Genomic DNA, 14,941 nt, shown 5'->3' on the forward strand with positions numbered 1-14,941 from the left:
AAGGTTTTGCATAGCTTAATATTTTGCATATTTAATATCTTAAAATGGCTATTTTTACGCCGCGATTAGCATTTTTTGCACTTCGCTTACCAATTCACGCAAGTGAAAGGGTTTGGACAAAATACGCGCATCACTTGGTGCTTGCGAATCTGCATTAAGCGCGACTGCGGCAAAGCCAGTAATAAACATTACTTTAAGATCTGGATCAATCTCTGTTGCACGGCGTGCAAGTTCAATACCATCCATTTCGGGCATGACAATATCGGTTAAAAGTAGCTCAAACGGCTCTTCCTGTAAACGCTCATAAGCGCTAACACCATTATCAAAATCGGTTACTTCATAACCTGCCCGTTCTAGCGCTTTGGCTAAAAAGCGGCGCATATCATTATCGTCTTCAGCAAGAAGAATACGTTTCATCGACCTATCCAAATTTTAATTAAAGCCGTTATTTAAGGTGTGACCCTATTTGAGAATCGATAATAGCAAGTCTTGGTAAAAAGGAAATAAAGAGATTTAATCCTCTTCATTCTTGGTTAATACCAACAGGCTGTTATTTTAACCAGGCGTGTTTTGCTTGCTTTTTTAGCAGCATTCTAATAAGGGCAAGATTTGTCATAGTTGGATAAATATCGGCTTCTTTTTCCTTGTAAATCTTATAAGCCTATCATAAAATTATATCCATCAGTTTTTTTAATAATGAAAAAATAGCTGTTGAAAAATCCTTTTTATTTCAATCTATTGGTTTTATTTGTTAAAGTAATTTTACGAAAGGTGCAGCTAATATCAATGCATGTTTGAGAAAGTAACGTGTGATTGATTTGCTCCTTCAAGCTTGATGATAAAAGATATTGCTTAGGTAGTGCCTGATGTCATTGCATATAAATATTGAAAATTATAATGTTAATTAATGGCACTTAATCTCGTAATTTAAATTGGGTAATGTGGGATAGCAGATAAATGGCTGCAAATATTGATTTTGGCGGGCAACTTCCCTTTCGGATTATGCGTCCGCATAACCAAACTGTTCCATTTTTTTTCAATTCACCTCATTCGGGGCGGCAATATCCCGCGTCATTTTTGCAAATGAGCCGTCTTAATGATTTTGATATCCGGTTATCTGAAGATCGTTATGTTGATTTAATTTTTGGTTCTGTGCCGCAATTTGGTGCGCCACTTATGCTTGCAGATTTTCCGCGTGCCTATCTTGATGTGAATAGAGAACCTTTTGAGCTTGATCATCAAATGTTTGAAGAAGCATTGCCAAATTTTGTACCAAAAGCTTCTCCGCGTGTTTTAGCCGGGCTTGGTAGTGTTCCTAAAATTGTAGCTCAGGGTAAAAATATCTATGCTGGACGTATTTCAGTCAAAACTGCTTTAAATCGTATTGAGCATGTTTATCAGCCCTATCACACTTGTCTTGATTTTGAATTGCAACAGATAAAAGCGCAGTTTGGCTATGCCGTTTTGATAGATTGCCATTCCATGCCTGGGCAATTGAAATTTTTTCAAGGAACACGCCAGCCCGATTTTGTTCTTGGTGATGTTTATGGCCGTTCCTGCGCTTCACAGCTTAGTCGCCTTGCAGCGCAGCTATTAAGCGAAATGGGCTATTACGTCCAATGTAATCAGCCTTATGCTGGAGGCTTTATAACCATGAATTATGGGCGGCCTTTGCATATGTTCCACGCTTTACAAATTGAAATCAATCGCGATCTTTATCTTGAACCAGAGACTTTGGAGCCTGATAGTGGTTTTGATGCTTTAAAGAAAAATATGTCATTTTTTGTAGAGCAATTGGTACAATTGTCACATAGTGCTTTTATCTTGCAGCAAGATGCAGCAGAATAGTATTTTTTCTTTTTAATTTTAGGCTAGTTAATTAAAAAATATTTTGAATAATGGATGGCTATAAAATAAAAGGACCGCATACTTAAAAAGTATGCGGCCAAATTTATCTAGGTAGCAATGAAACATTGCTTAACCAAGAATTAAAATAATTTGGCCGTAAGGTCAATGCAATTTGACCAAAAAAATGACATAAAATACTAATCGATTAAAAAATATTCTATTTTTATGTAAATAAGGCGTGTAAGGGGACTAATTATGTCGGCATTTTATGATGAAACATTTTTCTGTAAGTTAAATGAGATAGCTGCGAGTCAGTCCTTACCGCTTTTTCGACAAGCCTTGACTGTAAATAATAAAGAAGTTGATGGTTTTGATCCAGTCACAATGGCAGATCAGCAGACTGAAGCCGCATTGCGAGCATTTTTACAACAAAATAGACCACAAGATGGTATTTTCGGTGAAGAGGGTGGCATTGAAGGTGGGGAGCGTGAATTTGTTTGGGTGATTGATCCTATTGATGGCACAAGGGCTTTTATTTCAGGTTTGCCGGTTTGGGGTACGCTTGTTGGATTATTGTATAAGGGGGATGCTATCGCTGGCATGATGGCCCAACCATTCACGGGTGAGTTGTTCTTTGCCAATGATGAGGGAAGTTTTTTACGTCATAATGGCTCAACCCAGATGATAAAATGTCGTGATACTACTCATATTGAAGATGCAACGCTTTTTTCAACCGCGCCGCAATTATTGAAAGGTAAGGAGGGGGAGGCTTTTGCAGGTTTAGAGGAAAAGGCTCAATTGACCCGGTTTGGTACCGATTGTTATGCTTTTGCGATGTTAGCTGCTGGCTTTGTTGACCTTGTGGTAGAGGTTGGATTAAAACCTTATGATATTGTTGCGCTTATTCCGATTATTGAAAAAGCCGGTGGTGTGATTAGTCGTTGGGATGGCGGAAGGGCAGAGGAAGCAGGTAACATAGTTGCGGCGGCCACGCCTCAATTGCATGAAAAAGCAATGGAAATTTTAGCCAAAGCCATTTAATTTCGAAAATGGTTTGCTCACCAATATAGCTTATTGTGCCGTAATTTTTAGCATTGTGTCACCACTATCAATCGAATTGGTAGCGGCAATGCTATTGTACGATTCATTCTTTTGCTTAAAATTGGGCATAAAGGATGAACCTGTTATAAATGCTGAAAATCCTTGCCAGAATTGCCTTGTAAACTTTTCTTCACTTGCCAAAATATCATGGGGCGCGCCGCGCAAATCAATCAATTGTGCCATTCGTAATCTAGAAACAAATTCGCGGTTTTTGGGCGAACTGCTAAAATTATCTTGATTAGGCTGATAGACGAGGGTTGGAATGGTCATATTGTCGATATAATGGCTTGAACCAATATAGCCTATGGCATCAAGCATAGTCGAATACCAGCCAAGGCTTGGGTAAGCGCGTCTATTGTTATGTATAATAGCAGTACTATCTTCGCTATCTGGAGCTTCTGGTAGTTCTTTGGTTGATAATAAAGGTCGTGTTATTCTAATACGCCCCAATCCGCTATCGCTTAATATGCGGCAAAATTTATGAAAAAAACTATTATTGCTGTGATTGCTAGGTGTTAATGGTGGAGAAACAAGAATTTGTCGTCTGATTTTGCCAGCAAATAAATCATGAGCCGTAAGCGCAATGATTGCTCCCATATCATCACCTAGAATATAGTAGGGGGCCGGCAAGCTTTCTAAAATAATTTTGGTAAATAATATATCAAGGTCGTCAATAAATCTGCGATAATCCTTGACATGACCGCCCCATTTGTCGCCACGCAATTTATCTGATTTTCCTTGGCCGATAAAATCAGGGCAGATAGTAAAAAAGCCACGCACTGCCAATTTGTGAATAGATGATTGATAGTCTTCAACCTGTTTGCCATAGCCCTGCAAAAGCAAGATCGTTCCATTTGGTGCGCTGCTTTGTGGCTTGGAAATGATATAACGCATTGATAGGTTTTTGCGCACCATTATGTAGTCTGTTTTACTATCAATTGCCGATATTGTTTCAATCATTATCAATCACATTGCTTAAGGTTTTAATAAGTAACCAAGGCGGTTATGGCATTAAAATTTTTCATTAATAGACTAAACTGCTTTGGCTATTAAATGGTTAAAATAATTTTATTTATAAATCTTGAAAACCAGTATTTCTCTACCCACATGGTAAATGTAACCGCCACTATTGGGGTTACGTGCAAATAAAAATCGCCCATTGTGGGATTTTAGTCTTGCAAATTCATGTTGCTCTAAAGGAGGGCATAATTATGCGTCAAGTAGATTTTACACCATTATATCGGTCAACTGTTGGTTTTGATCGTTTATTTAATATGTTTGATACACTTTCTCAGCCAGAAGGTGCACAAAGCTATCCGCCTTATAATATTGAACGTTTAGGCGAAAGTTCCTATCGTATTTCGATGGCGGTGGCTGGCTTTTCGGTAGATGAATTAGAAATTGAAGCCCATCGAAATCAATTGACTATAAAAGCTAATAAATCATCTCAACAAAATGATGATAATCAAAGCGAATTTCTCTATCGTGGCATAGCTACACGGGCTTTTGAGCGCCGCTTCCAGCTTGCCGATCATGTAGAAGTAGTCGGTGCAGAATTAAAGAACGGCCTATTGCATATTGAGCTAAAGCGCGAAGTGCCTGAAGAAATGAAGCCACGCCGCATCAACGTCAATGTTGCAAACAATAATGCCACTAGTGTTGAAACATCATCAAAAGTGATTGAAGTTGAAGCGGCTGAATAATATTGGCTTCAATTAAAGTTGGTTTACAATAGCAAAATAATGAAAAGGTTGCAGATGTTTGTCTGCAACCTTTTTGATTTGAAAATAAATATCACGCTGCATATAAAAGCAGACTTATTTCATTCTAGAGCGTTTTCCGAAAAGTGTGAAGCGGTTTTTGGACAAAAAACGCGGTGTAAACAATGGATTAGAGCGCCGATCTGATCCAATCAGATCGAAATGCGCTCTAAGTCTGCCTCTATAGTTTTTGCGTCCTAAATTATTCTACTGTTACTGCCTTTGCAAGGTTGCGTGGCTGGTCAACATCAGTGCCCAATAATAAGGCGGTATGATATGCAATGAGCTGGATTGGTACCGCATAGACCAGTGGAGCAATTAAATCTGGTACTTCAGGCATAACCAAGGTTGCCAAAGTTTTCATATTGGCGGCTTCTTTACCCTTTTGATCGGTTATGAGAATAATTCGACCACCACGTGCTGCAACTTCCTGCATGTTGGAAACTGTTTTTTCAAACCAGCGATCATAAGGCGCAACAACGATTACTGGCATGGTTTCATCAATCAAGGCGATTGGCCCATGTTTTAATTCACCAGCAGCATAGCCTTCAGCATGAATATAAGATAATTCCTTAAGCTTTAATGCGCCTTCTAAGGCTATAGGATATGACGTGCCACGCCCAAGATAAAGCACGTGCTTAACGCTCATCAATTCAGTGCAAATGGCTTCAACTGATTTTTCAAGCTTCAAAGCTTGGTTGATAAAACGCGGAGTTTCCGCCAATATTTTTACTAACTCTTCTTCTTTTTTTGCATCAATGAAACCGCGCTCAACGCCAGCATTAATCGCTAATGCAGCAAGGGCTGCCAATTGACATGTAAAGGCTTTAGTCGATGCAACACCAATTTCCGCGCCGGCAAGGGTTGGAAAAACTTTATCTGCTTCGCGTGCCATAGTTGAATGGGCAACATTTACCACTGCACCCGTTGCTATATTTTGCTGCCGGCAATAGCGAAGGCAAGCCAGAGTATCCGCTGTTTCCCCCGATTGAGAAACAAAAAGCGCCAAAGTATTTGGATCAAGCGGCGGTTCGCGATAGCGAAATTCTGATGCAATATCGTTGTCTATTGGAAGACGCGCTAGATTTTCAAACCAATATTTAGCAACAAGGGTTGAATAAAATGCGGTGCCGCAGCTTGCGAAAGATAAGCGGCTAATTTTTTTCCAGTCAATACCTTCAAGCGCGCGTATTTTGCCTTTTGCTAGGTCAAGATAATTGGCAAGCGTATGGGAAATGACCTCTGGTTGCTCGAACATTTCTTTGCGCATGAAATGGCGATGATTGCCTTTTGAAACAAGGAATGAAGCACCTGTTGCACGGGTTTCTGTGCGTTCTACCTCATCGCCTTCGCCATCATAAATCTTAACACTATCATGGGTAAGAACAGCCCAATCGCCATCCTCCAAATAGCTAATGCGATCGGTAAATGGCGCAAGGGCGATAGCATCTGATCCAACATACATCTCGCCATCGCCATAACCAATGGCAAGAGGGGGGCCTTGGCGCGCAGCAATCATTAAATTGTCTTCACCTTTAAAAATGAAGGCAAGTGCAAATGCACCGCTAAGGCGCTTTAATGCCTTTTCAACTGCATCTTTGGGAGTGTTGCCGGCTATAAGCAATTCTTCTACAAGATAGGCGACAGTTTCAGTATCGGTTTCAGTTTTAAATTCATACCCTTTTGCTGAGAGTTCTGCCTTTAATTCCGAAAAATTTTCAATAATGCCATTATGAACAACGGCAACTTGTTCTGTCATATGCGGATGAGCATTTTTTTCAACTGGCATGCCATGGGTAGCCCATCTTGTATGGCCAATGCCTGTCGTGCCAGCAAGCGGATGCGATTTTGACTTTTCTTCAAGATTGACGAGCTTACCTTCGGCGCGCATGCGTTTCAAAATGCCGTTTTCAAGGGTTGCAACGCCAGCCGAGTCATATCCCCGGTATTCAAGCCGCTTTAAACCATCAATTAATAATGGTGCAACCGGTCTTGTTCCAAGAATACCAATAATGCCGCACATAAATAGCTCCGTTAATTTAAAAATCTGTTCTATATGTATTAGAACAATTGTCCAATACAATAGTTAATAAACCAAGAATAATCATTAAAAAATGTGATTTCAATTTTTGTGGTGACTGAACTTGGCTTTAATCATGCAAAATTCGTTGCAATCATGCAAATGGTACTGCTGTTGTGCCGGGGGGAAGTTTTGCTTCTTCCTCTGGCTCTACATGGATGACAACTTTGCTGTTTTGAATTTCAAGATGTAAAGCATCTTCAATACGATCACAAATTTTGTGAGATTCTCCAACCGTCATAGCCGCAGGTACAACCAAATGAAACTCGATAAATGTCAATTGGCCAGCAAGGCGGGTGCGTAAATCATGGGCTTCAATTGCACCATCGGCATTTGCAGATACAATGTCGCGTATGCGCATGGTTTCTTCGAGTTCCACACCAACATCCATCAATCCTTGTACCGAATTATTGATAACTTTCCAACCTTGCCAAAGAATATTTATTGCAACGATAATGGCCAATAATGGATCGAGAATATGCCAACCTGTAATAATAGCTGCAAAAAGACCAATTAAAACACCAACAGAGGTATAAACATCGGTCATTAAATGGTGTCCATCAGCAAGAAGTGCCGGTGAGCGTAGACGATTGCCAACCCGTATCAATAATACCGCCCACACGCAATTAATAACACTGGCAACAAAATTAACAGCAAGACCCAAGGTTGGAGTTTCAATAGCAGGTGGTTCTCTGAGTGCCCCACAAGCCTCGTTGATAATCAATAATGCGGCAATAATAATTAACACACCTTCAAGCACTGCAGAAAAATATTCGGCCTTATGGTGCCCAAATGGATGATTATGATCTGCTGGTTTGTGGCTAATGCGTATAGCAAACCAAGCGACGAGAGCTGCAATAACATTAACGATTGATTCAATGGCATCGGAATAGAGCGCGACGGAGCCAGTTACATAATAAGCAAGATATTTAAGCCCTAATACAGCAAGTGATACAGGGATGGACATGATAGCCATCCGATTAATAAGTTTCATATTGCCAGCCATTTGAATTGCATCCTGCTTTTAATTAAGATCTGTTCAACCCAATATCACCCGTTTATTACCAAATTTTAAAATGGTATCTAACCACTCTTTATTTGTTTAAAACTTGGGTTATATCAATAAAAGCTATTTTACATAAGACAATGTAAAATAGCTTTTATTTAAGGGTGTTGTATTATTTCTAGCCAAAGTTTTATTTAGCTATATGTTCATATTTCTTTAAAGAATTTTGCGTTTTTTAGGAAGTTGGGCAATGACGTTTTCAATCATTCGTAAACCTGCGTCCCCCCCTAAAGACATAATCGATTCAGGATGAAATTGTACTGCAGCGATTGGTTCGCTTTTGTGCTCAATTCCCATGATAATCCCATCATTTGTTTCTGCTGTGATTATAAAGTCGGTTGGTAATGTGGCTTTATCCGCATAAAGCGAATGATAGCGACCTATGGTGATTTCTTCCGGTAGGCCAGCAAAAACAGTTCCTGCCTCAAGAATTTTAATGCGCGATGGTTTGCCATGAACAGGTATAGGTAATTGCTTCAAACTGCCGCCATAGGCTTCAGTAATCGCTTGTAGCCCAAGGCAAACACCAAAAATTGGCAAATTACGGTTGCGTGCGCGGCGAATTGTTGCAGCGCAATCGAAATCTTTTGGATTGCCAGGGCCAGGTGATAAAACCACAAGATCAGGAGATAGTTGTTCAAGCATTTCACTGCTAATTGGGCTACGCAATGTTGTAACATGCGCACCCGTTTGGCGAAAATAATTAGCAAGCGTATGCACAAATGAATCTTCGTGATCGACAAGTAAAACCGAAACACCTTCACCGATTTTTTGGGCGCGATGGGCAACATTATCATTATGGCTTTGGGTTGCGCCGCGAATAGCTGCTATCATTGCCGAAGCTTTAAGCTCTGTTTCTGCTTCTTCTTCTTCAGGATTTGAATCAAAAAGCAAAGTTGCACCGGCGCGAACTGCGGCAATTCCATCTTTAATCCGCACTGTGCGCAGGGTAAGGCCAGTATTCATGTTACCATTAAAATGCACCATGCCAATGGCACCGCCATACCAAACACGCGAACTCATTTCGTGTTCTTCAATAAAACGCATCGCCCATAATTTGGGGGCGCCTGTTACTGTTACTGCCCATGCATGAGAAAGAAAAGCGTCAAAGGCATCCATATCATCACGCAAACGCCCTTCAATATGGTCAACCGTATGGATAAGGCGTGAATACATCTCAATCTGACGGCGGCCAATAACCCGAACGGAACCAGGCTCGCAAACGCGACTTTTATCATTGCGATCCACATCAGAACACATGGTAAGCTCTGACTCATCTTTTTTAGAATTGAGTAGTTTTAATATTTGTTCTGAATCGTCAATTGCATCTTCACCGCGCTTGATAGTGCCTGATATAGGGCATGTTTCAACGCGGCGGGCATTAACCCGCACAAACATTTCAGGCGAAGCGCCAACAAGATATTCTTGCTCGCCCAAATTGATAAAGAATGAATAGGGGGAGGGATTGGTCTTTTTTAAGCGCCGTGAAATTGCAGATGGCGAATCCTTGCAAGGCTCATAAAAAGTTTGTCCTGGCACAACTTCAAATAAATCACCACAGGCAAAGCTTTTCTTTGCTTCACGCACAAGATCAGCATAAGCGCCGCGATTATGATCGCTGCGCGGTGGAATAGTGGTGGAAACTTTAAAATCTTGACCTTGGCTATCATTTTCAACGCCAACAGTAGATAGGGAAGCTACTGAAAAATCATAGCGGTCAATCCAAGCTTTTGCGGCATGGTGATCAACGATTAAAATGCTGTCAGGCAAATAAAGCACAAGATCGCGCTGATCTTTCTCACGCTCTATCTTGAAATCAATAGCCTCGAATTGAAATGCAAGGTCATAACCAAATGCACCAAATAAGCCCAAATTTTCATCAGCATCAGAATGAAAAATTTTTACAATCTCACGCAAAACTGTAAATACCGAAGGTTGTCTCGACCGTTCTTCTTCCGTATAGCGTCGTGTTGGTTGTTTTATATATATGCTTAGTTTTTCCGCACTAATTGATGTGATTTCAATATCGCTTAGTGCTTCAATATTAGCTCGGATCATTGCTAAGATAATGACACCGCGACTATTGAGCGCCGCAATCGACAAATTTCTTCCTGATGATGTGACGCTTAATGGCGGATCAATAATGCCAGTATCCCAGCGGGTGTAACGCCCTGGATATTCATAGTTTGAGGAAAATAAAGCACCAAGACGGCTATCAAGAGCATCAACCATTTTATCGGTTGCACCTTCATAGGCGATAAAATCACGATGACGCATAATATCGATGCCACCATCTGTGGTATATTTAAAAGATGTATTTTCCAAAATTAATCCGTCCTTCATCATTGGACATTCTCCCGTTGTGTCATAAGAATAGACCAAACGGAAAATTAAAAAGGCCGCTCGGTTATCCGTTGCGGCCTCGCACCTAAAAAATGCACATGCAAAAAACGACCGCTATAAGCAGGTCCACCACCAAATATTAAAAATGCGTGTTTGTTTTTGACATGTTTTCATGGAAATCTATTTAACCGCAAAATTAAAATTATGCAATGAGATTTTCATTTAATCTGTAGCGTCACCTATTTTGCGATATTTAGTGGTTTAGATTACAAATTTCGTTTTCTTTTATAGTAAAATAAAAAAACGCTGCAGGGGATGCAGCGTTATAATTTTTAAAAAATTTAAGTTATTCAAATAGTGTCTCGCCTCATATTGTTATTATCAAGGCGAGCTAAAATGAGGTCATTTGATAAAATACTTAAGGCACATTGCAGAAATGATCTCGGCCATCATAACCACGGAAAGTACCTGTTTGTGAGTTAAATGTACGGTATTTTCGTGAACAATAATCATACCAGCCGGGTGTCCATGGATCTAATCCTCGATAAACAGGCTGTGGCTGATAAATAGGGCGCGGCTGTTGATAAACGGGCTGGGGCTGCGCTGGATAATAAGCTGGCGGCGGTGGTGGTGCTTGATAAACCACATTTGGTCGCGCTGGTTGCGATAAAGCTCCGCCGATAATTGCGCCAGCAGCCAAACCGATAACACCTGCGGCAATGGCATCGCTATGGTCACGGCGCTTAGAGTGATGGCGATAAGGCGGAGGAGGAGGCGGCGGCGGTGCATAATAGCCATCACCACCGTAGTAAGGGCCGGGACCAGGACCAGGTCCATAAGGACCACGAGCAAAGGCTTGCGACATTGGGGCTGAAGCGGACGCGATAGCTGCAAAGGATAAAATAGCCATTTTTAAAAATTTATTCATAATACACTCCATCATCTGGAATCATTGACCTTAATAATGAGGTCATTTCCAGTTTTAATTGGTTTGGAGTTTATGACTCTAACCAAGGTTTGTCTGGAAACGCTTTCATGTTCGATTATTGATGATGGCATCTGAATGGATTATGAACAATTTACTAACAATGTTGGAGGATAATCGATAAATGTATTTTTTCTTTGCAGAAATTAGTTTAATTGATTGTATTTTATGGTTATTTTTTTGTAAATTTTAGGTTTTGTGCAAAGTGTCACATAATGTTTCAATGCTAAATATTTTGATGCTAAAAATAAAGTTGTTTGGTTTCTAAGTATGCGGTGGTGAGCTTTATCTATCGCGAAAATGAAATAAACCATATATTAAGAATAATAAAAAACCCGGCAACCAAAAAGGAGACCGGGCCTTCATTCAATTATGGCTATAAAATTAACCGGTAACAGAAATATTTACGGCCTTAGGACCTTTGCCGCGACGATCAGGTTCAGTGTCATAGGACACTTTCTGTGCATCGTTCAAGCCGGGCAGACCTGAATCTTGAACCGCTGAAATATGAACAAAAATATCTGGACCGCCGTCATCTGGCTTAATAAATCCAAAACCTTTTTCATTATTAAAAAACTTAACTTCACCCGTCTGAGCCATAATTCTCAATTTCCTTTGTATAATATCTGGCTTTTATTAAAAAGCTTTATAACTAGACCGCCTGACTGCTGAAAAGTCAAGCAGCGTTCAAAGGCAGTTTTTGTAATATGGAAAGAGATGCTATAACGGGTTTCCATAAAACCATGACAGATTAAGCGCTTTTGGCCTAAAATGCCTCATTACTATCTTTCTATGTCCGTAAATTGCCCCGAACAAAAAAGAGATTGCGATATTACAAAGCATTTGGCAAGTGTTTTCTGGTATTCATAGGATATTCATTTACCTAGTTTTATGTTGGTTCTAATCAAGGAGCGACTCATGCGTATAATTTCACTTGTTTCAATAGTTTTTGCAACCGTTGGGGTGCTATCAGCTTGTAATTCTTCTAAAGACGAAAGTGATGCTAGTGCTAAGCCTTGCCCATTAAATTATTTACCCGTTTGTGGTGAAAAAAATGGCGAGCAAAAGGACTTTTCTAACCGTTGTATGGCGGAAGCTGCAGAGTTTAAAATTATTAAAGAAGGCACGTGTTTGCCGCAAGACCAAGTTCCTGCGGATTCAACCCCAAAGCCTCTTGAAAATAGTAGCTCAGAACAGCGGCCTTTAAAATTTGCCTGTACCCGCGAATATAAACCCGTTTGCGGCGTGAAAGATGGCAAAGCAGAAACCTTTGGCAATCGTTGCATGGCTGAAGCACAAGATTTTGTGGTAAAGTCAAACGGTCCTTGCCCTGCAAATTAAGTTCATTATAAATTTTTTCAAATAGCCAACTTTAAAAAAACTTATAAAAATAGGCATGAATGGTTTCATTCATGCCTATTATTTTTTGTTTAGATCTTATCACTCAGCGTTCAAAAATAAACCGTCCGCCAACCATTGTTTTTACAACGCGACCTTGGAAGCGGGCATTTTCAAAAGGTGTGTTTTTGGATCGTGAATGTAACTCATCCAACTTTACCACCCATGGTTCCTCAAGATCAATAATAGCAAGGTCAGCTTTTGCACCTGCCTTTAATGTACCAACATCAAGGCCAAAAAGCTGGGCTGGTTTGGTTGATAGGGCATCGATCAAACGCATCAGCGGTACTGATCCATCATGATAAAGTCTTAGCGCTGCGGCAAGTAGGGTTTCTAAACCAATTGCCCCTGGTTCAGCATCTGAAAACGGCAATCTTTTAGTATCAGCATCCTGCGGATCATGGGAAGATACAATAATATCTATAACACCATCGCGCAGGGCTTCAACCATAGCCAAGCGGTCTTCTTCATGGCGTAGCGGTGGTGAGAGACGGAAGAAAGTGCGATATTCACCAATGTCATTTTCATTAAGGCAAAGATGGTTGATTGAAATACCGGCAGAAATAGTATTGCAACGGTCTTTAGCAAGTTTAACTGCGTCTGAAGACATGGCACAAGAAATTTGTGCAGCGTGATAGCGCGCTTTGGTCAATTGGGCGAGGCGTAAATCACGCTCCAATGCAATGAGTTCCGCTTCGCGGACAATGCCTGAAAGGCCAAGCCAGCTTGCAAGAATTCCTGAGTTCATAACGCCAGAACCAGTTAAATCGCGATCTTGTGTTTCATGAATAATTGGCACATCAAAATCACGTGCATAGGTCATGGCGCGGCGTAAAATATTGGCATTGGCAATGGTTTTCTTGCCTTCGGTAAAGGCAACAGCTCCCGCTGCTTTTAATAGCCCAATCTCGGCCATTTCTGTGCCTTCCATACCCTTGGTGATCGAGCCGGTAGGGAAAACGCGTACCAATCCATTGTCGCGTGCGGTTTTTAAAATAAAGTCAACCAAAGATACGTCATCAATAACCGGTGTCGTGTCGGGCATCATGAAAAAAGAAGTAACCCCACCAGAAGCGGCAGCAAGGCTTGCCGAGCGAATAGTTTCACGATATTCTTGCCCAGGTTCACCGACAAAAACTCGAGTGTCTACAAGGCCGGGTATAATGGTTTTACCATCAAGATCGTGGATTTCAGCACCTTCAGGCGCACCTTGATTTTGTACGCTTTTGCCTATGGCAGAAATTTTACCATCTTCGATAATAATTGTGCCAGTTTCATCAATATTTTGAGATGGATCGACGATATGTGCATTCTTTAAAACATGTGTTTTCATGCTACATCTCCGCGAAATTTTAAGTTGCGTTGGTCCAGCAATGCCTCAATCACTGCCATGCGAGCGGCAACGCCCATTTCCACTTGTGTCTGGATCATGCTGTGCGGGCCATCGGCAACATTGGAGGAAATTTCAACACCGCGATTCATTGGGCCTGGATGCATGACAATGCAGTCAGGCTTAGCAAGTTTTAACTTTTCGCGGTCAAGACCAAAAAAATGGAAATATTCGCGTACCGATGGAATTAATGCGCCTTGCATGCGTTCGCGTTGTAAGCGGAGCATCATGATAACATCGGCATCTTTAATGCCTGTTGCCATATCGCGGTGAACTTCAACGCTCATATCTTCAATAGCGGTCGGTAAAAGTGTTGAAGGCGCAACAACACGCACTTTAGCCCCCAATTGATTGAGACTAATAATGTTAGAGCGCGCTACGCGTGAATGTAAAACATCGCCGCAAATGGCTATAGTCAAGCCTTCAATTGTGCCCTTGGCACGCCTAATTGTTAATGCGTCTAGCAGGGCTTGGGTTGGGTGCTCATGGGCACCGTCACCGGCATTTATAACCGAGCAAGATACTTTTTGCGCGAGTAATGCAACCGCGCCAGCCGATGCATGGCGCACAACCAAAACATCAGGTTGCATTGCGTTAAGGGTCATGGCTGTATCAATCAGCGTTTCGCCTTTTTTAAGCGATGAATTGGCAACCGCCATATTCATCACATCAAGCCCAAGTCGCTTACCAGCAAGTTCAAACGATGATTGGGTGCGGGTTGATGCTTCGAAAAACAGGTTGATTTGCGTGCGACCGCTTAAAATAGATTTCTTTTTGACAGCGCGGCGCGAAATTGCAACATTTTCGTCAGCGCGGTCGAGTAAAATATTAAGATCTGGGCGTGAAAGCCCTTTTATGCCAAGAAAATGGCGATGGGGAAAAATCGGATGATCATTTTGATGTGTCATGGCGAGTGCCTTTTTAAAACCGTAGCCTTTTATAGAATAAGGCAATAGCAAGATGCAAATAG

At 41.1% G+C, this 14,941-nt stretch carries 13 protein-coding genes; 4 read left to right on the plus strand and 9 right to left on the minus strand.

Going from position 1 to position 14,941, the window contains the following annotated elements:
- Nucleotides 1-54 precede the first annotated feature (54 nt).
- Nucleotides 55-417, minus strand: a complete 363-nt coding sequence (gene cpdR / locus N6A79_RS04850) for a cell cycle two-component system response regulator CpdR (protein ID WP_182419160.1) — start codon at nucleotides 415-417, stop codon at nucleotides 55-57.
- Between the two features lie 540 nt (nucleotides 418-957).
- Here cpdR and N6A79_RS04855 point away from each other — a divergent pair.
- Both N6A79_RS04855 and hisN read left to right on the plus strand, forming a co-directional pair.
- Nucleotides 958-1,848 (plus strand): N-formylglutamate amidohydrolase, encoded by an 891-nt coding sequence (locus tag N6A79_RS04855; RefSeq protein ID WP_268547220.1) that lies wholly within the window; start codon nucleotides 958-960, stop codon nucleotides 1,846-1,848.
- 255 nt (nucleotides 1,849-2,103) lie between these two features.
- Complete coding sequence (gene hisN / locus N6A79_RS04860; protein ID WP_268547221.1) at nucleotides 2,104-2,889, plus strand: histidinol-phosphatase; 786 nt, start codon at nucleotides 2,104-2,106, stop codon at nucleotides 2,887-2,889.
- Between the two features lie 30 nt (nucleotides 2,890-2,919).
- Here the strand turns inward: hisN and N6A79_RS04865 are convergent, their stop codons facing one another.
- Nucleotides 2,920-3,909 (minus strand): alpha/beta fold hydrolase, encoded by a 990-nt coding sequence (locus N6A79_RS04865; RefSeq protein WP_268547222.1) that lies wholly within the window; start codon nucleotides 3,907-3,909, stop codon nucleotides 2,920-2,922.
- Between the two features lie 251 nt (nucleotides 3,910-4,160).
- On the opposite strand from N6A79_RS04865, the gene N6A79_RS04870 reads away from it, so the two are divergent.
- Entirely contained in the window at nucleotides 4,161-4,652 is a 492-nt protein-coding gene (locus N6A79_RS04870; protein ID WP_182419163.1) for an Hsp20 family protein, read from the plus strand.
- A 259-nt stretch (nucleotides 4,653-4,911) separates the two neighbouring features.
- Here N6A79_RS04870 and glmS read toward each other — a convergent pair whose 3' ends face one another.
- The 5 genes from glmS to N6A79_RS04895 all read right to left on the minus strand — a co-directional run bounded on the left by glmS (nucleotide 4,912) and on the right by N6A79_RS04895 (nucleotide 11,783).
- Nucleotides 4,912-6,732, minus strand: coding sequence for a glutamine--fructose-6-phosphate transaminase (isomerizing) (gene glmS / locus N6A79_RS04875; RefSeq protein WP_268547223.1), 1,821 nt, complete (start codon nucleotides 6,730-6,732; stop codon nucleotides 4,912-4,914).
- 151 nt (nucleotides 6,733-6,883) lie between these two features.
- Complete coding sequence (locus tag N6A79_RS04880; protein WP_442784252.1) at nucleotides 6,884-7,783, minus strand: cation diffusion facilitator family transporter; 900 nt, start codon at nucleotides 7,781-7,783, stop codon at nucleotides 6,884-6,886.
- A 228-nt stretch (nucleotides 7,784-8,011) separates the two neighbouring features.
- Nucleotides 8,012-10,201 (minus strand): anthranilate synthase, encoded by a 2,190-nt coding sequence (locus tag N6A79_RS04885; RefSeq protein ID WP_442784253.1) that lies wholly within the window; start codon nucleotides 10,199-10,201, stop codon nucleotides 8,012-8,014.
- A gap of 415 nt (nucleotides 10,202-10,616) precedes the next feature.
- Nucleotides 10,617-11,126 (minus strand): BA14K family protein, encoded by a 510-nt coding sequence (locus tag N6A79_RS04890; RefSeq protein ID WP_268547225.1) that lies wholly within the window; start codon nucleotides 11,124-11,126, stop codon nucleotides 10,617-10,619.
- A 441-nt stretch (nucleotides 11,127-11,567) separates the two neighbouring features.
- Nucleotides 11,568-11,783 carry a cold-shock protein gene (locus tag N6A79_RS04895; RefSeq protein ID WP_182419167.1) on the minus strand — a complete coding sequence of 72 codons (216 nt, stop codon included), beginning with the start codon at nucleotides 11,781-11,783 and terminating at the stop codon, nucleotides 11,568-11,570.
- Nucleotides 11,784-12,101: 318 nt separating this feature from the next.
- Between N6A79_RS04895 and N6A79_RS04900 the strand changes: the two genes are divergently transcribed.
- Nucleotides 12,102-12,524 carry a Kazal-type serine protease inhibitor family protein gene (locus N6A79_RS04900; RefSeq protein ID WP_268547226.1) on the plus strand — a complete coding sequence of 141 codons (423 nt, stop codon included), beginning with the start codon at nucleotides 12,102-12,104 and terminating at the stop codon, nucleotides 12,522-12,524.
- A 103-nt stretch (nucleotides 12,525-12,627) separates the two neighbouring features.
- On the opposite strand, the gene N6A79_RS04905 is transcribed toward N6A79_RS04900, so the two are convergent.
- Together N6A79_RS04905 and N6A79_RS04910 are read right to left on the minus strand one after the other, a co-directional pair.
- On the minus strand, nucleotides 12,628-13,914 hold the full coding sequence (locus tag N6A79_RS04905) for a dihydroorotase (protein ID WP_268547227.1): 1,287 nt from the start codon (nucleotides 13,912-13,914) through the stop codon (nucleotides 12,628-12,630).
- Nucleotides 13,911-14,879: an aspartate carbamoyltransferase catalytic subunit gene (locus N6A79_RS04910; RefSeq protein ID WP_268547228.1), complete on the minus strand. Its 969-nt coding sequence runs from the start codon at nucleotides 14,877-14,879 to the stop codon at nucleotides 13,911-13,913. Before N6A79_RS04910 ends, N6A79_RS04905 begins: the two co-directional genes overlap by 4 nt.
- Between the last annotated feature and the right edge of the window lie 62 nt (nucleotides 14,880-14,941).

Source organism: Bartonella sp. HY761 (genome assembly GCF_026743145.1).
GTDB lineage: Bacteria > Pseudomonadota > Alphaproteobacteria > Rhizobiales > Rhizobiaceae > HY038.